The sequence below is a fragment of the Cellulosimicrobium funkei genome, assembly GCF_004519295.1.
Classification (GTDB): domain Bacteria; phylum Actinomycetota; class Actinomycetes; order Actinomycetales; family Cellulomonadaceae; genus Cellulosimicrobium; species Cellulosimicrobium funkei.
Genome location: NZ_SOZH01000004.1, coordinates 488,350 through 505,600 on the forward strand (window position 1 = coordinate 488,350; position 17,251 = coordinate 505,600).

Annotated in this window: 13 protein-coding genes and 1 riboswitch; of the genes, 8 read left to right on the plus strand and 5 right to left on the minus strand. The window is 74.5% G+C overall.

Annotated features, from left to right (window positions below):
* The first annotated feature begins 13 nt into the window (after positions 1 to 13).
* A complete protein-coding gene (locus E1O70_RS08105) occupies positions 14 to 667 on the plus strand; it encodes an ABC transporter ATP-binding protein (RefSeq protein ID WP_076403599.1) in 654 nt (217 codons plus the stop codon).
* Positions 664 to 2,982, plus strand: coding sequence for an FtsX-like permease family protein (locus tag E1O70_RS08110; protein WP_061267118.1), 2,319 nt, complete (start codon positions 664 to 666; stop codon positions 2,980 to 2,982). Before E1O70_RS08105 ends, E1O70_RS08110 begins: the two co-directional genes overlap by 4 nt.
* A gap of 69 nt (positions 2,983 to 3,051) precedes the next feature.
* On the opposite strand, the gene E1O70_RS08115 is transcribed toward E1O70_RS08110, so the two are convergent.
* Positions 3,052 to 4,515: an APC family permease gene (locus tag E1O70_RS08115; RefSeq protein ID WP_061267117.1), complete on the minus strand. Its 1,464-nt coding sequence runs from the start codon at positions 4,513 to 4,515 to the stop codon at positions 3,052 to 3,054.
* A gap of 62 nt (positions 4,516 to 4,577) precedes the next feature.
* Positions 4,578 to 5,687: an EamA family transporter gene (locus tag E1O70_RS08120; protein ID WP_082774309.1), complete on the minus strand. Its 1,110-nt coding sequence runs from the start codon at positions 5,685 to 5,687 to the stop codon at positions 4,578 to 4,580.
* A 91-nt stretch (positions 5,688 to 5,778) separates the two neighbouring features.
* Between E1O70_RS08120 and E1O70_RS08125 the strand changes: the two genes are divergently transcribed.
* The 3 genes from E1O70_RS08125 to E1O70_RS08135 all read left to right on the plus strand — a co-directional run bounded on the left by E1O70_RS08125 (position 5,779) and on the right by E1O70_RS08135 (position 7,731).
* Positions 5,779 to 6,732, plus strand: a complete 954-nt coding sequence (locus E1O70_RS08125; RefSeq protein ID WP_061267116.1) for a LysR family transcriptional regulator — start codon at positions 5,779 to 5,781, stop codon at positions 6,730 to 6,732.
* The gene (locus tag E1O70_RS08130) at positions 6,729 to 7,274 is read left to right on the plus strand and encodes a hypothetical protein (RefSeq protein WP_061267115.1); all 546 of its coding nucleotides are present in this window, start codon (positions 6,729 to 6,731) and stop codon (positions 7,272 to 7,274) included. Before E1O70_RS08125 ends, E1O70_RS08130 begins: the two co-directional genes overlap by 4 nt.
* Before the next feature lie 70 nt (positions 7,275 to 7,344).
* Complete coding sequence (locus E1O70_RS08135; RefSeq protein ID WP_061267114.1) at positions 7,345 to 7,731, plus strand: DUF1304 domain-containing protein; 387 nt, start codon at positions 7,345 to 7,347, stop codon at positions 7,729 to 7,731.
* Positions 7,732 to 7,783: 52 nt separating this feature from the next.
* Here the strand turns inward: E1O70_RS08135 and E1O70_RS08140 are convergent, their stop codons facing one another.
* Complete coding sequence (locus tag E1O70_RS08140) at positions 7,784 to 8,059, minus strand: hypothetical protein (protein ID WP_061267113.1); 276 nt, start codon at positions 8,057 to 8,059, stop codon at positions 7,784 to 7,786.
* Between the two features lie 162 nt (positions 8,060 to 8,221).
* Between E1O70_RS08140 and purL the strand changes: the two genes are divergently transcribed.
* Positions 8,222 to 10,594, plus strand: a complete 2,373-nt coding sequence (gene purL / locus E1O70_RS08145; protein ID WP_061267112.1) for a phosphoribosylformylglycinamidine synthase subunit PurL — start codon at positions 8,222 to 8,224, stop codon at positions 10,592 to 10,594.
* Positions 10,595 to 10,825: 231 nt separating this feature from the next.
* Positions 10,826 to 11,833 carry an endonuclease/exonuclease/phosphatase family protein gene (locus E1O70_RS08150; protein WP_061268349.1) on the plus strand — a complete coding sequence of 336 codons (1,008 nt, stop codon included), beginning with the start codon at positions 10,826 to 10,828 and terminating at the stop codon, positions 11,831 to 11,833.
* Positions 11,834 to 11,917: 84 nt separating this feature from the next.
* On the opposite strand, the gene E1O70_RS08155 is transcribed toward E1O70_RS08150, so the two are convergent.
* A complete protein-coding gene (locus E1O70_RS08155; protein WP_061268348.1) occupies positions 11,918 to 14,626 on the minus strand; it encodes an MMPL family transporter in 2,709 nt (902 codons plus the stop codon).
* Positions 14,627 to 14,743: 117 nt separating this feature from the next.
* Positions 14,744 to 15,466, minus strand: a complete 723-nt coding sequence (locus tag E1O70_RS08160; RefSeq protein ID WP_240696640.1) for a TetR/AcrR family transcriptional regulator — start codon at positions 15,464 to 15,466, stop codon at positions 14,744 to 14,746.
* 169 nt (positions 15,467 to 15,635) lie between these two features.
* A riboswitch (SAM riboswitch) is annotated at positions 15,636 to 15,743 on the plus strand.
* Between the two features lie 345 nt (positions 15,744 to 16,088).
* Between E1O70_RS08160 and E1O70_RS08165 the strand changes: the two genes are divergently transcribed.
* On the plus strand, positions 16,089 to 17,243 hold the full coding sequence (locus E1O70_RS08165) for an LLM class flavin-dependent oxidoreductase (RefSeq protein ID WP_061268347.1): 1,155 nt from the start codon (positions 16,089 to 16,091) through the stop codon (positions 17,241 to 17,243).
* The last annotated feature ends 8 nt before the right edge of the window (positions 17,244 to 17,251 follow it).

Here is a 17,251-nt window from a genome sequence, read left to right on the forward strand (position 1 = left end):
TAGGGAGCAGAGCATGACCACGGTCGAGTTCCGGGATGCGACGCTCGTGGTGGGGAGGGGGCGCGTGGCGCGCCCCCTCTTCCGCGGGTTCTCACGGGTGTTCCGCGCAGGGTGCGTGACGGCCGTCGTCGGCCCGTCGGGGAGCGGCAAGACCAGTCTCCTGCGGGCCGTCCTCGGAGAGGTGCCGCTGTCGGCCGGGTCGGTGCACGTGGCGGGGCGAGACGTCGGTCGGCTCCGGGACAAGTCTGCGCTTCGACGGACCTCGGTCACGACGATCGCGCAGGACCTCAACCTCGTCGACACCCTCACGGCCGAGGAGAACGTCCTGTTCGGGCTCAGGGTGGCAGGGGTCCGCGGTGCCGAGGCCCAGGTCGAGGGCTGGTTCGAGCGGCTCGGCATCGCCGACGTCCGTACCATGCTGCCGACGACGCTCTCGGGCGGCGAGCGGCAGCGGGTCGCGATCGCGCGTTCCCTGGCGTCACCACATCCCGTCGTGCTCGCCGACGAGCCGACGGGAGCGCTCGACGAGGAGAACACCCGCATCGTCGTCGAACAGCTCAAGTACTTCTCGTCCGAGGGAAAGTGCTGCATCGTCGTCACGCACGACCCCGTCGTGGCCGCGGGTGCCGACGAGGTCGTGGCGTTCCACGAGGGCTTCGTGGGATGAGAGCCGTCACCCCCGCGGGCCTGGGCGTGCGCAACCTGCGGGGGCTGTGGCGGCACTCCGCGTTGCTGGCGGTCGTCGTCGCGGTCGTCGTCGCGGGGACGTTCGCGGTGTTCTCGGTGCGCGGCAGCGCCCAGTACTCCGGTGAGGAGCTCGCGCGCATCGCCATGGGCGAGGCGGACCTCCAGGCACGCTTCGCGGGGGGCGACGTCGCGTCCGTGCCCGAGGTCGAGCCCGGGCCCGGGACCGGAATCGCTCGCGTGCTCACCGACACCGACCTGCGCACGACGCTCGTCGCGGGCACCGCGTCGCAGATGCTCGACGGGCGGGTCGTCGCCTACGAGGACCCGATGACGACGGGGATCGTCACCTTCGCCCGCGACGTCTCCGGCTCTCCCGAGCTCGCGCTGTCCCCGGCAGCGGCCGACCGCCTCGGGGTCGTCCTCGGAGACACGGTCGGCGTCCGGACTGCCGGGTCGACCGTGACGCTGACCTTCACCGACGAGGTGCGGTACGCCGGCGCCACCGACGCCGCGTTCTTCCTGATCTCCCCGGCCGGGGCCGACGCAGCGCAGCTCGAGCAGATCGTGGACGGCGCGTCGAGCTCCTTGACTCCCCGATGGCTGGTCGAGAGCACGGACCCGCTCGTGACAGGCCAGCGTCTGCGCGACCTGGGGCTCACGGTGGCGACACGAGGCGGCTTCACGGCTCAGCCACCGACGGACCTGGTCGACGTCGATCTCGTGCTGGGCGGTGTCGGGCTGGTAGCCGCCGGCGTCCTCGGCGCCACGACGGCCTCGCTGGCGCAGGCGCGCGGGCGCCAGGACGCGATCCTGCGCGCGCTGGGTGCGACGAGGCGCGAGCGGCGGACGGTGTGGTCGGTCCACGCGGGCGCGGCAGCGGGAGGTGGTGCGGCGGTCGGCCTCGTGCTCGGGGCAGTCGTGACGCACGTGGGCGTCGCGCTGCTCTCGGGCGTCGTCCACCAGGACTGGGGCGGCATCGACTACGCGTGGCTCCCGGGGATCCTCGCCGCTGCGCTCGCGAGCGCTGCCGTGCTCGTGGTCGTCGTCGGCGGTGTCCGTGAGCCTGCCGCGGCAGGGGAGCCGGCTCGTGGGAGGGGACCCGCGTGGACGCGCCGCGGTGGCTACACGGTGCGCGTGGCCGCACGCCTCGCGACCCGATCCCGGGGACTTCGGAGGGTCGGGGTGGTCGTCGTCGGCTCGGCGGTCGCCGTGAGCTGCGCGGGTCTGGCGACGGTGGAGGCCGCCCGGGAGAGGGCGGTCACGGCCTACGTCGCGGCGGTGCCCGTCGGCGATGCGGAGCTCCGGACGGGCCGAGCGCTGACCGACGCCGAGCGGTCGGCGATCGAGGTGAGCGGCAACCTCCGGGTGATCGACGACGCACGGGCGTCGTTCACGGTCGACTCGGCGGGCACGGACGTCCCGGTCGTCCTCGAGAGCGACTTCACCCGGTGCGCGCGCGCCGGGGCCGTCGACGACTGCCTCGACCGAGCAACCCTGCAGGACGACCGGTCGGTGCTCCTGGTGGACGGCGCCGACGAGGCTGCGGCGCTCCTCGGTCGAGACGTCACGGCCGAGGAGAGGAGCGCGCTCGACGAGGGGGACGGGCTCCTCCTGGTCGAGCCGGACGACGACGTGGTGCTCGTGCCGCCACCCGGCTACAGCGAGTCCGAGACGGACTTCCGCCGGGCGCTCGATCCGGTCGCCGTCGACGGGTACGCGACGTTCGGCAGGCTTCCGGCTCTGATCGTCTCCGCGGAGCGCGGGGTGGAGCTGGGGCTCTTCGAGGAGAGGAGCGGGCTGGGGTTCTCCTTCCTCGTCCCTCAGACCGGGGCGATCGACGAGAGCGTCGTCCGGACCGCGCTGCCGGCAGACGTCTCCGGCACCGCCGAGCTCGTCGTCGAGGCCGGGCCGCCTCTCGTCGGGATCCTCGACACGATCGCCCGCACCACGCTCCTCGTCGGCAGCGGGCTCGTCGTCCTCGTCGTCCTCCTCCTGGTCGCGGCCTGGGCAGAGGACAGCGCGCCTCAGCTGCGCGCCCTGGCCGCCGTGGGAGCACGTCCGCGGATGCTGCGCGGGGTCCTCGTGCTGCGCAGCCTGGTGTCGGTCCTCCCCGCGGTGCTGCTGGGCCTCGGGACCGCCGCGGTCCTCGCGGGCGCGTTCGCGCTGGTCGCCGGAGCCCGTCCCTCCGGGGCGGGAGACGCGTGGTGGCTACCGGTGCTCGTCGCGGTGCTGGGGTCGGGCGCCGCCGCGTGGCTCCTGGCTCCCGTGCCGCGGCAGTCTCTCGCGCGGCGCTGAGGCGGGTGGCGCGGCCGATCGTCGGTCCCGCGGTGCCCACGCGCCTCCCGCCGAACGGCGGGTCGTCGGTCACTCGTCGTCGATGCCGTCCTCCAGGCGGGACACGTCGGAGAACGCGATCCGGCGGTGGCGCACCGAGCGGTTGTAGAGCCACGTGACGAACGAGAGCACGACCCCGAGGGCCACGAGCGCGCCCGCGATGACGTACTGCTCCTGCTGCTCGGCGCTGCGGGCCCACGGCCCGGCGAGGTACGCGCACGTGAGGGCGCCGAGCACCGCGAGCCAGGTGCGGGTGCGGAAGTGCTCGTGGTCGACGCGGTCGCGGCGCAGCACGAGGAGCGCGATGTTGACGATCGTGAAGACGACGAGCAGGAGCAGCGACGTCGTCCCGCCCAGCAGGGCGACCGCGTTGGTGCCCTCCGCGGTCCCGGACTGCCGCACGACGTACACGATGAGCGCGAACGCGATGGCCGTCGTCACGAGGATCGCGACCCACGGCGTGCGGCGGAACGGGTGCACCTGGCCGAACGCACGCGGCAGCACGCCCTGGTTCGCCATCCCGTAGAGCAGGCGGGACGCCATGAGCATGTTGATGAGCGCCGAGTTCGCGACGGCGAACATCCCGATGAACGGGAAGATCGTGTCGAAGGGCAGGTTCGGCGCGCCCGCCGCGACGACCTGCGTGAGCGCCGACCCCTTGGCGTCGTCCGTGAGGTCGCCCACGGGGACGAGCGCGACGGCGGTGATCGCGACGAGCACGTAGATCGCGCCCGTGATCGAGAGCCCCGTGAGCATCATGCGCGGGAAGTCCCGCACGGGGTTCTTGCACTCCTCCGCCATGTTCACGGAGTCCTCGAACCCGACCATGGCGAAGAACGCGAGCGTCGTCGCGGCGGTGACGGCGAGGAACACGCTCTTGTCGTCGGCGCTCTCGAACACGACGACGCGCGAGAAGTCGGCGCGACCCTGCGTCGTCGCCCACAGCCCCACGAAGACGACGAGCAGGAGGCCGGACAGCTCGACGAGCGACAGCACGACGTTCGCCTTGACGCTCTCACCGACCCCGCGCAGGTTGACGAGCGCGACGAGGGCCATGAAGGCGAGGGCGATGAGCAGGCGGCCGTCGCCGCCCGTCGGCAGCCCGAGCCCGAACCCGTCGGAGACGAACCCCGCGAACGCGTTGGACGCCGTGGAGGCCGAGGTGATCCCGGAGCTCATGACCATGAACGCGACGACGAACGTCAGCAGGTGGATGCCGAACGCCTTGTGCGTGTAGAGCGCGGCGCCGGCGGCGCTCGGGTACTTCGTGACGAGCTCGAGGTAGGAGAACGCGGTGATCGTCGCGACGACGAACGCGAGCAGGAACGGCAGCCACGCCGCCCCGCCGACCTCGCCCGCGACCTGGCCGGTGAGCGCGTACACGCCCGTGCCCAGGATGTCCCCGACGATGAACAGCAGGAGCAGCTTGGGCCCCATGACGCGCTTGAGCTCCGGTTGCTGCCGTTCCTGCGTGCGGCCCGCGGTCTCGCTCATGAGAGGCTCCTTCGCGTCTCGGACGTCCCGGACTCCCATGGAACCCCCGCGCGGGCGTCCTGTCAGCGCGAACGCGCGCGTGTCGCGGTCGGACCGTCGGTCGCGGTCGCGTCGGGGCGCCCGGGAGCGGGCGCAGAGGGCGGGCCTGCCGCGAGGGAGGACGGCACCGCGACGGAGGGCGCCCCCGCGCCAGGCACGACCGCCGTGCCGGGCGGGCGCCGTCGCCCCAGGACGCCCGTCGTCGTCGCGACGCCCAGCAGGAGCACGGCACCGCCCACCACCTCGGCCGCGTTCGGCACCTCGTCGAGCACGAGCCACGCGGCGAGCATCCCGACCGGCGGCACGAGCATCGTGAACGGCACGACCGCCGACGCCGGGTACCGCGCGAGGAGCGTGTTCCAGATCCCGTACCCCACGAGGCTCGCGAGCCAGGCGGTGTAGAGGGTCGACAGGACCGGCGCGAGCGTGAGGTGGGTGAGCGCGTGCCCGACGGCGTCCGGCCCGTCGAGCGCGAGCGACAGCCCGAGCATGGGGACCGGCACCACGAGCGCCGACCACACCGTCATCGACAGCCCCTCCAGCCCCGGCCGCGGGGAAGAGCCCCGCCCCGCCGAGGCAGACCCCTGGTCGCCCGAGGTAGAGCCCTGGGTGCGCGAGGTAGAGCCGTGGTCACGGCGGCTCCCGGCGCGTCGGGCGACGACGTTCCCGACCGCCCACGACGCCGCGGCGGCGAGCGTCACGACGAACGCGAGGGCCGGCGTCGAGGCGCTGCGGCCCACGCCGACGACGACCAGCCCGGCGGCGCCGACCAGCACGCCCACGAGCTGCACGCGCGTCGGGACCTCGCGCAGCGCCGGGGCGGCGAACAGCACGGTGAGCCCGACCTGGGCCTGCAGCACGAGCGACGCCAGCCCGGCGGGCATGCCGAGCGCGAGCGCGGTGTACAGCAGGCCGAACTGGCCGAGGCTCATGAACGCGCCGACGAGCAGCACGTCCCGCCACCGCGCGCGGGGCCGCGGCACGAGGAACACCGCCGGGACCAGGACGACGAGGAAGCGCAGGGCGACGAACAGCGTCGGCGGCACGTCGCCGAGCCCGAGGTCGATGACGACGAAGTTCACACCCCAGACGACGGCGACGAGGACGGCGAGGAGGGACGGGCGCAGCGGCATGGCATCGAGGGTGCGCCCGCGGCATCGTGCACGTCCAGCGCACAGTCGTGCACAGTTCCCGGTAGCCAGGCTTCCGGATAGCATCGGCTGCATGATCGACCTCGCCGCCGTGGACGCCCTGCTCGCCGTCGAGCGCACCGGCACCGTGCACGCGGCGGCACGCGACCTCGGGTACACGCCGTCCGCCGTCTCGCAGCAGGTGAAGCGCCTGGAGCGCGACCTCGGCGCGCGCCTGCTCGACCGCGAGGGCCGCGGCGTCGTGCTCACGGCCGCGGGGCGGCGCGTCGTCGAGGAGGGTCGCGCGCTGCGCGAGCAGGTCGAGTCGCTGCGGGCCCGCCTGCACGACGCCGGCGCCCGCCCCACGGGGACCGTGCGCCTCGGGTCGTTCTCGACGGCCGTGCGCGGCGTCGTCGCACCGCTCCTCGCGCAGGTGCGGGACGACGTGCCGGACCTGCGCCTCGTCGTCGAGGAGACCGAGCCGTGGGACGCCGTCGCGGCCGTCGCGGCGGGCACCCTGGACCTCGCGCTCGTGCACCACTGGGAGGGCGTCGGCCTCGCGCTGCCCCCGAGCCTGCGCGCCGAGGAGCTGTTCCGCGACGAGGCCGACGTGCTCGTGCACGCGTCGAGCGCGCTCGCGGGGCGGGAGGCGCTCACGCCGTCGGACCTGCTCGACGAGACGTGGGTCTGCACGCCCGACGGCACCATCTGCTACGAGTGGTTCTGCCACATGTTCGCGCGCGAGCCGCGCGTCCCGCGCATCGACTTCCGGTGCCTCGAGTTCGCGTCGCAGGTCGAGGTCGTGGCCCAGGGCCTCGCCGTCGCGCTCGTGCCGCGCCTCGGGCGCGGCCCGCTGCCGGCCGACGTCGTCGCCGTGCCCGTGCGCGAGCCCGTCCCGACCCGCCCGGTCACGGTCGTGTGGCGCGCGACCATGACCGACGCGCCCGCGGTGCGCTACCTGCGCGAACGCCTGCGCGCCGCAGGAACCCGGCACGGTCGCGGGCCGTTAGGAACCCCGAGCACACCTGCCGACGAAGGGGCACGATGACCGAGCACGCGCCGACCCGACGGGTCGCCGACCCGCGCACCGTGGCGATCGCAGGGCTGTCCACCGTGGCGTGGTACGCCGTGCCCGACGTCGTCCGCCCGCGCTGGGCGCGCGCGCTCGTCAAGACCGCCGTCGCGACGGCCGCCGTCGTGCTGACGTTCACCTCGACGACCGAGGGGACCGAGGCGCGCGAGGGCCTGCGCTCCCTGCGCGACGCGGCCCGCGAGGCGGACGCGGACGAGACCGACGCGGAACCCGAGATCGCGACGGCCGACGGCGCCCCGCGCGAGGACAACACCTGGGCGACCGACGACGACGCCACGCCGGTGCCGGCGGGCGTCGCCGTCGCGGGCGCGACGGCCGGGCTCGCGCTCGCGACGACCCTCGTCGTCGCGGGCGAGAAGTGGGTCTACCGGCGCGGGGAGCGGCTGCGCGAGCGCGGCGTGCGGCTGCCGCACACGCGCGTCGGGCTCGTGGTCGGCGCGCTGGCCGTGGCGCTCGCGGCGGCCGAGCCGCTCCTGTGGAACGCTGAGGAGCGCTGAGGCAGCGACACCCGGTCGGTACGCCGGGGTCTGCGCACCGTGCGGCCTCGCGGACCGGGAGGGACCGACGATGATCGGGTTCGGGCTGGCGCTCGCGGGGGTCGCCGCGGCGATCCACGTGTACATCTTCGTCATGGAGTCGCTCACGTGGACGAGCGACCGCACGCGCGCCACGTTCGGCACGTCGCCGCAGGAGGCGGCGGCCACGCGCGAGATGGCCTTCAACCAGGGGTTCTACAACCTGTTCCTCGCGGTGCTCGTCGTGCTCGGCATCGTCCTGTACGCGGCGGACCGGCAGGACGTCGGCCTGACGCTCGTGGTCGCGGGGGCCGGTTCCATGGTCGCGGCGGGGCTCGTGCTCCTCGTCTCGTCGCCGTCGAAGGCGCGGGCGGCGCTCGTCCAGCTCGTCCCGCCCGCGCTCGGCGTACTGGGGGTCGTGCTGGGGCTGACGCTCTGAGCCGTCCCGCGTGCCGCGGTGGCCGCGCTCGGAGTCGCGGCCGGGAGCCTGGTCAGCAGGACGCGGCGACGCGCATGGCGCTGAGCATCTCGAGGCGCGACAGGATGCGCTCGCGCTCGGTCTCGAGCTCGTCCCGGTAGCGGCCCTCCGCCGGTTCGACGGTCTCGACGGCCCCGTGGCCCACGTAGGAGCCCGTGCGCCGGGAGTAGCCGTTGAGCTGGCGCTCGACGAGCGTGAGCTCGTGGCCGAGCCGCTCCAGGTGCGGGTCGAGGAGGTCGCTGGTCCTGCTGCGGTCGGTGCCGGACGTCGGTTCGAGAAGGGTGGTCACCCTTCCATCGGAACCCGGAAACCGGGTTTCCGCACGGCGAGACGCTCGTCTCACTTCTCGGCCGCCCGCGACGCGAGACGCGAGGACGGCCTCTCCGCGGGCGCCGGTAGACTGGCCGCGCGCCGTCGTGCGCTCCCGCTCAGCGCCCACCCGAGGGAAACGATGACCGCCCCCGCACCCCAGGCTTCCGCACGCTCCGAGGCTCGTCCCGCCGCGTCGACGCTCGACACCGTCGAGCACGCCGCCGCCACGCCCGACGAGGTCCAGCCGTTCGCCGAGCTCGGCCTCAAGCCGGACGAGTACCAGCGCATCCGCGACATCCTGGGGCGCCGCCCCACGGCCGCGGAGCTCGCGATGTACTCCGTCATGTGGTCCGAGCACTGCTCGTACAAGTCCTCCAAGGTCCACCTGTCGAAGTTCGGCGCCGCCACCACGGACGAGATGAAGAAGCACCTGCTCGTCGGCATCGGCGAGAACGCGGGCGTCGTCGACATCGGTGACGGCTGGGCCGTGACGTTCAAGGTCGAGTCGCACAACCACCCGTCGTTCGTCGAGCCCTACCAGGGCGCCGCGACGGGTGTCGGCGGCATCGTGCGCGACATCATCTCCATGGGCGCGCGCCCCGTCGCCGTCATGGACCAGCTCCGCTTCGGCGCCGTCGACCACCCGGACACGGCGCGCGTCGTGCACGGCGTCGTGAGCGGCGTCGGCGGGTACGGCAACAGCCTCGGCCTGCCGAACATCGGCGGCGAGCTCGTCTTCGACTCGTCGTACCAGGGCAACCCGCTCGTCAACGCGCTGTGCCTCGGCGTGCTGCGCCACGAGGACATCCACCTCGCCAACGCCTCGGGCGTCGGCAACAAGGTCGTGCTGTTCGGCGCCCGCACGGGCGGCGACGGCATCGGCGGCGCCTCGATCCTCGCGTCGGAGACGTTCGAGGACGGCGTGCCCGCCAAGCGTCCGAGCGTCCAGGTGGGCGACCCCTTCATGGAGAAGGTCCTCATCGAGTGCTGCCTCGAGCTCTACGCGGCGCAGGTCGTGGAGGGCATCCAGGACCTCGGTGCCGCCGGCATCTCGTGCGCGACGTCGGAGCTCGCCTCCAACGGCGACGGCGGCATGCACGTGTGGCTCGACGACGTCCTGCTGCGCGACCCGACGCTCAACGCGGGCGAGATCCTCATGTCGGAGTCGCAGGAGCGCATGATGGCGGTCGTCGCGCCGGAGAAGCTCGACGAGTTCCTCGCCATCACCGCCAAGTGGGACGTCGAGACCGCCGTCATCGGCGAGGTCAACGACTCCGGCCGCCTGACGATCGACCACCACGGCGAGCGCATCGTCGACGTCGACCCGCGGACCGTCGCGCACGAGGGCCCGGTGTACCACCGCCCGTACGCGCGCCCGTCGTGGCAGGACGGGCTCAACGCCCGCACCGTGGCCGCCGACGCTCTCGCCCGACCCGAGAGCGGCGACGAGCTCCGCGCGACGGCGCTGCGCCTCCTCGCGTCGCCGAACCTCGCGTCCAAGGAGTGGGTGACGAACCAGTACGACCGGTTCGTCCAGGGCAACACCGCGCTCGCGCAGCCCGACGACTCGGGCGTGGTCCGCGTCGACGAGAGCACGGGTCTCGGCGTCGCGCTCGCGACGGACGCGAACGGCCGCTACGGCAAGCTCGACCCGCGCACGGGCGCCCGCCTCGCGCTCGCCGAGGCGTACCGCAACGTCGCGACGACGGGCGCCCGCCCGCTCGCCGTGACCGACTGCCTCAACTTCGGCTCGCCCGAGGACCCCGACTCGATGTGGCAGCTCGTCGAGGCGATCGAGGGCCTCGCGGACGCGTGCCGCGAGCTCGGCGTCCCCGTGACGGGCGGCAACGTGTCGCTCTACAACGGGACCGGCGAGCCGGGGCAGATCGACTCGTCGATCCACCCGACCCCGGTCGTGGGCGTGCTCGGCGTGCTCGACGACGTCGCGCACGCCACGCCGTCGGGCTGGCGCGAGACGGGGGAGAGCATCTACCTCCTCGGCACCACGCGTGCGGAGCTCGACGGCTCGGCGTGGGCCGACGTCGAGCACGGCCACCTGGGCGGCGTGCCCCCGCGGGTCGACCTCGCGGCTGAGAAGGCGCTCGCCGGCGTCCTCGTCAACGCGAGCCGCGACGACCTCGTGTCGGCCGCGCACGACCTCTCCGAGGGTGGGCTCGCGCAGGCGCTCCTCGAGGCGTCGCTGCGCTTCGGCGTCGGGGCCACCGTGTCGCTCGACGCGCTGACCGAGCGCGACGGCGTCACGCCGTTCGAGGCGCTGTTCTCCGAGTCGACGGCCCGCGCGCTCGTCGCGGTGCCCCGCGGCGAGGAGTCCAAGCTCGTCGACGCGTGCGTCGCGCGCGGCGTCCCCGTCCTGAAGATCGGCGAGACGGGCACCGAGCCCGGCGCCGTCGCCGAGTCGGGCGAGGCGCTCGAGGTCGCGGGCCTGTTCACCGTCCCGCTCAGCGAGGCGGACGCGGCCTTCCGCGGCACGCTGCCGGCCATCTTCGGCTGACACCCGCTCCACCGACGCCCCGGTCACCACGTGGTGACCGGGGCGTCGTCGTCCGGTCCCGGTCCAGCCCTCGGTCGAGCACGAGGTTGGCGTCGGGACGGACCCCGGAACGACGGCAACCTCGTGCTCGGTGGACGGAGGGGACGGGCGGGTGGGCGGGTTCGGTGGAGATCACCGGGCGGGCCGGTGGGGCGGGTCGCGGCGGCGGGGCGGCGCTGCGAGAGTCCGGGCATGACCTCGGCCACCACGCGCCTCCCGCCCGCGCGCGTCACGACGCGGCGCCGACCGGGCGGCCGACCCCTCACGGTCGTCCTCGCCACGGGCGTCGTCGCGGTGCTCCTCCTCACGCTCGTGCGCATGCTGCCCGACGACGCGTGGACGCCCGTCGCGCAGCTCGTCGGGTTCACGCCGTTCGTCGCCCTGGGCGCCGCCGTCGGGCTCGTGCTCACGCTGCTCGCGCGCCGGTGGCTGCTCGCGGCGCTGCTCGCCGTCTGCGTCACCGTGCAGGCGGTGTGGCTCGTGCCCGCGTTCGTGCCCGGCCCCGCGCCGCCCGACGACGCGGTGACGCTGCGCGTCATGGGTGCCAACACCTGGTACGGCGCGGCGGACGCGGAGGCGCTCGTCGACCTCGTCCGCACCGAGGACGTGCAGGTGCTCGCCGTGCTGGAGCTCACGACGGACCTGCGCGAGCGGCTCGTCGCGGCGGGGATCGAGGACGTGCTGCCGTACAGCGCCGACGGCAAGGTCGGGCGCGGCGCCATGGGCAGCGGGCTGTGGAGCGCGCTGCCGCTCCGCGACGTGGACGTCGAGCCGTTCTCGAACGACGCGATGCCGTCGGCGACGGTGGAGGTCGACGGCGTCCCGGTGCGGGTCACCGCGGTGCACCCGATCCCGCCGATCCCGGAGTACGTGGACATCTGGCACGAGGAGACGGACGCGCTCGCCGAGCGCGCGCACGGCGACCCGCTGCCCCAGGTGCTCGTCGGCGACTTCAACTCCACCCACGACCACGCGACGTTCCGCCGGCTGCTGGGCGACCGGTTCCACGACGCGTCGCGCGCCTCGGGCGGCGGGCTCGACCTGTCGTGGTCGCCGCGCCCCGGCGTCGTGCCGCCGGTGCTCAACCTCGACCACGTGGTGACCGACCGTGAGAACGTCGTGACCGACGTCGGCTCCCTGCACGTCGTGGGCAGCGACCACCGCGCGATCGTCGCGACGGTGCACGTGCCCCGCCCCTGACGACGACGGACCCGGCACCACCGGCCGACGAGCGGGCTCGCTCGTCGACCGGTGGCACCGGGTCCGGTGCGGGGCTCCGCGGCCTCAGCCGCGCGCGGTCTCCGGCTCGGTCGCGTCCGGGCCGGTCGTGCCCGGCTCGGTGCCGTCGTCGGGCGCGACGCCCTGAGCCGCCGGGTCGGTCGACCCGTCGAGGTGGTGCGGGTGCCGGCGCTCGAGCGCGGCGCCCTCCACGTCGACGTCGGGCAGGATGCGGTCGAGCCAGCGGGGGAGCCACCACGCCTTGTCGCCCACGAGGTGCATGAGCGCCGGGACGAGCAGCATCCGCACGACGAACGCGTCGACCAGCACACCGAACGCGAGCGCGAACCCGATGGGCCGGATCATCGCGCTGTGCGAGAAGACGAACCCGCCGAAGACGGAGATCATGATGATCGCCGCGGCCGTCACCACGGCCCGGCCCGCGCGGACGCCCTGCACGATCGCGACGCGCGCGGGGGCGCCGTGCGCGTACGCCTCGCGCATCCCCGAGCCGAGGAAGAGCTGGTAGTCCATCGCGAGGCCGAACAGGATGCCGACGAGGATAGTGGGCAGGAAGTTGAGGATCGGGCCCGGCGTCTCGACGCCGAACACCCCCGCGAGCCAGCCCCACTGGTAGATCGCGACGACCCCGCCGAGCGCGGCGAAGTACGACAGGATGAACCCGAGCGTCGCGACGACCGGCACGAAGATCGACCGGAACACGAGCACGAGGATGACGAGCGACAGCCCGACGACGACCGCGAGGTAGATCGGCAGGGCCTGCGCGAGCTTCTCCGAGATGTCGATGTTGCCGCTGGCCGAGCCCGCGACGCCGAGCGTGACCTCGCCGTCGAGCGGCTCGAGGGCGCGCAGCGCGTGCACGAGCTCCTCGGTGGACTCGCTCGTCGGACCCTCGGCCGGGATCACCTGGAACGCCGCGACCGTGCGGTCCTCGGACGTCCCGATCGGGGCGACCGCCACGACGTCGTCCTGCGCGAACAGCTCCTCGGCCACGCCGACCTGGTACTCGAGCGCCTCGGCCTCGGTGGGCTCGCCCGGCAGGTCGGCGACGACGAGCAGCGGCCCGTTCGTGCCCTCGCCGAACTCCTCGGCGACGGTCGAGTACGCGCGGTACTGCGTGGAGTCGTGCGCCTCGGACGAGCCGTCGGGCAGGTTGGTCCGCAGGTCGAGCGCGGGCAGGGCGATCACGCCGAGCGCGACGACGGAGAGCAGGGCCGTCCCCACCGCGCGGACGGTCGACATGGGGCGCACGGGCTCCGCGGCGGGCAGGCCGCCCGCGGCGCCCGGCTCCGACGACGCGGTCCCGGCCGACGCGCCCGTCGAGGCGCCCGTCGACGCGGCGGGCCCGGCGAGCGCGGCGCGCTCGCGGCGGCTGAGGATCCGCGGGCCGATCATGCCGAGCAGGGCCGGCGTGAGCGTGACGGCGATGAGCACGGCGATCGCGACGCACAGCGCACCGACCGTGCCCATGAGGCCGAGGAACGGGATGCCGGTGACGTTGAGCGCGAGCAGCGCGATGAGCACCGTCGCCCCGGCGAACACGACCGCGTTGCCCGACGTGCCGTTCGCGAGCGCGATCGACTCGTGCAGCTCGTCGCCCTGCTTGAGCTGGCGCCGGTGCCGGTTGACGATGAACAGCGAGTAGTCGATCCCGACGGCGAGCCCCAGCATGAGGCCGAGCACCGGCGTCACCGACGACATCTCCACGACCCCGGACAGCGACATCGCGGCGAGCGCGCCGATCCCGACCCCGATGAGTGCCGTGAGGATCGGCAGGCCGGCGCCCACGAGCGTCCCGAGCATGACGACGAGCACGATCGCCGCGACGACCAGGCCGACGGCCTCGCCCACGCCGAACACCTGCGGCACGCCCTGGGCGATGTCGGACGAGAAGTCGGTCTGGACGCCGTCGACCGGGTCGTCGGCGAAGACGGCCACGAGGTCGTCCTTCGTCTGCTGGTCGATGCTCATGTTCGGCTCGGTGAACGTCACGTTCGCGACCGCCGCGCTCCCGTCCGTGGACACGAGGCGGATGTCGGACGCCATGTCGAGCAGGGGAGCGGAGAGCTCGAGCTGCGCGGACTGCTCCTCGAGCGTCGCGCTCTGGTCCTCCAGCGCGGTGACCTGCTGGTCGAGCGTCGTGGCCTGCGACTCGAGCGTGGCGCGGCCCGCGTCGATCTCGGCCTGCTGCGCGTCGAGCTGCGGCGCCGCCTGCTCCAGCGCGCCCGCGGCCTCCGCCTGGGCACGTGCGGCGTCGAGCTCGGCCTGGCCCGCGTCGAGCTGGGCGCGCGCGGCGTCGACCTGCTCCTGCGCGGCGGCGAGCTGCGCGCGGCCGTCCTCGATCTGCTCGCGTCCCGCGGCGATCTGGGTGCGGCCGTCGTCGATCTGCTTCCGCTGGTCGGCGAGCTCCTCCTGCGTCGCGAACGGGTCGACGACCGACGCGACGCCGTCGACCTCCTCCGCCGCGGCGAAGCGGTCCGCGATCGCCGCCTCCTGCTCGGGCGTGAACGGCGCGCCGTCCTCCGTCGCGAGGACGATCGTGCCGCTCCCGCCCGACGCCTCGGGCAGCGCGGTCTGGAGCCGCTCGGTGACGTCCGCGGTGGGGGTGCCGGGGATCGAGAAGCTGCTGGCGAGCGTGCCGCCGAACGCGACGAACGCCGCCCCGGCGAGCACGAGCACCGCGAGCCACGCGGCGAGGACGGTCCGCGCGCGGCGCGCGCACGCGCGGCCGAGGCGGTAGAGGAGTTCAGCCATGAGGATCCTTCGGTGGGAGTCCGGTCCGGGTCCGGCGGGTGTGCCCGGGGTGGCGGGTGCGGTGCTGCGGGAGAGGTGGTCGCGAGGCGGGACAGGGCGGGGAGGGTGCGGGTCGTGTCAGACGGGGTCCGCCCAGCCGGCGCGGATCCGTTCGACGAGGCGGTCGAGCAGGCCGGACCACACCGCGCGCGACGCGTCGTCGTCGGCGGCGCCGGTCTCGGCCCACCAGCGCCGCTGGATGACGAGGACCCCGGCCATGAGCGCGCCCACGAGCATCTCGATCTCGAGCGGGTCGACGTCCGGGTGCCGGCGCGTGGTCGCCGCGACGAGGCGCTCGGCGAGGTGGGTGAAGGTGCGCACGACCATCGTCGTGACGCGCGGCGTGGGCTCGGTCGCGGTACCGCCGAGGGCGCGCGTGAGGTAGGCCATGGGGCCGACGAGGTCCGTGCCGCGCAGCGCCGCGGTGACGTCGTCGAGGGGCGTGGGGCGGTCGGTGCCCGGCTCGGCCGCGCTCGCCCCGAGCGTCTCGACGACCGAGCCCAGCACGTCCTCGCAGACCTCGACCACGACGTCGTCGAGCGACGCGAAGTGGTTGAAGATCGTGCGGCGCGCGACGTCGGCCCGGGCCGCGAGCTCGTCGACGGTGAAGCGCGCGCCGCCCTTCTCCTCCATGAGCGTCGCGGCGGCGGCGACGATCGCACGGCGGTGGCGTGCGCGCAGGGCCGCGCGACGGTCCGGAGCCGCGGCGTCCGGGCCGGGGACGTCCGCGCTCGGCGCGTCCGGGGTCACGGCGTCCGTCGCGGGCGCGGTCGGGCGCTCGGGTCCGGGGAGGAGAGACACCTCTTGACACTAGGTGCATCGATGCACTCGGTGCAAACGAGGGCCTCTGCTGCTCAAAGTTGACCGATCGAGTCCAGTATGTGGGAAGGTCCCGGCGGTGCGTTGACACCCTCTCCGACCGCTCGTAGGTTCCCGGCAACCGAGGTCCACGGACCCCGGCACAGGACATGGTCATGAGCTCCGACGCGAAGCCCCGGCTCGTCGGACGGCAACCCTCCCGCGCGGCGGGGTGCCCCGGGTGAGGACCAGGTCCCGCGTCGCGCGACCTGCGCGGTGCGGGGCAACACGCGGCGCCCGGAGACGGGCACGAAGGAGACGGACGATGGACCGGCGAGAGTCGAGCACCGCGGTGAGCACCCCGCACGCGCCGACGTGCCCCTGTCCGGTCCGCGGTGCGGCCGTCGTCCCCTGTCCGGTCGGCGCCCCCGTGCGCGTCACCTGTTGTCGCTGACGACGCCCCGCTCCTGACGCCGCGCGCTCCCGCGCGCACGCCCTGACGGGCCTCCCTCCGGCCTCCCCGGCCCCGCCCTGCCGTCCCGCGGCGGGACGACCCTGCCCACCCCCGGCACCCCGCCGCGCCCTGAGCGCGCCGCCGGCGCCTGTCCCAGAACGGATCCTCGCGATGCCCGACCCCCGCCCCGCCCGCACCGTCCACCTGGGCGTCGACCTCACCGACGCCGGTGCGCACCCCGCCGCCTGGCGGACCGTGGGCTCCCAGGCCCAGCGCCTGTTCGACGCCAAGCGCCTCGTCGAGCTCGTGGCCACGGCCCAGCGCGGCCTGCTCGACCTCGTCACGCTCGACGACGCGTTCACCCTCCAGCCGGGCCGCAACGGGTCCGTGCGCGGCCGGCTCGACGCCGCGCTCGTCGCGTCCCGGCTCGCGCCGCGCAGCGCGGGCATCGGCCTCGTCCCGACCGTCACCACCACGCACACCGAGCCGTTCCACGTCTCCAAGGCGGTCGCGACGATCGACCACGTGAGCTCCGGGCGCGCGGGATGGCAGGTCGGGTGGTCCACGACCCCGGCCGAGGCCGCGGCCTTCGGGCGCAAGGGCGCCCAGGACGAGCCCGACGCCGTCGCCGAGGCCGACGAGGCGGTCGAGGTCGTCACGCGGCTCTGGGACTCGTGGGAGGACGACGCCGAGATCCGCGACGTCGCGACGGGCCGGTTCGTGGACCGCGAGAAGCTGCACTACGTCGACCACGAGGGCATCCGGTTCGCCGTCAAGGGACCGTCGATCACGCCGCGCCCGCCGCAGGGCCAGCCGCCCGTCGTCGTCCGGGCGAGCGCGCCGGCGTCGCTCGACCTCGCGGCCCGGCGGGCCGACGTCGTGCGGGTCCGCGCGGCGACGCGGGACGAGGCGGTCGCGCTGCGGGCGCAGGTGCGCGACGCCGCCGCCGATGCCGGGCGCGACCCCGACGGGCTGCGGGTCCTCGTGGACGCGTACGTCGTCGTCGGGGACACGCGGGCGAGCGCCCAGGCGCGCCTCGACCTGCTCGAGGACCTCGAGGGCGTCTCGTGGGACACCGACTCGCTGACGCACGTCGGCACGGCGCGCGACCTCGCGGCGACGGTCGAGGAGTGGGCGCACGCCGGTGCCGCCGACGGCTTCCTGCTGCGGCCGTCGTCGCTGAGCACGGACCTCGACGCGATCGTCGACGGGGTCGTGCCGCTGCTCCAGGGCGTGGGGCTGTTCCGCACCGCGTACCCGGGCACGACGCTGCGCGACACGCTCGGCCTCCCGCACCCCGCGAACCGCTACGCGGCGATCGCCTGAGCCCGGAC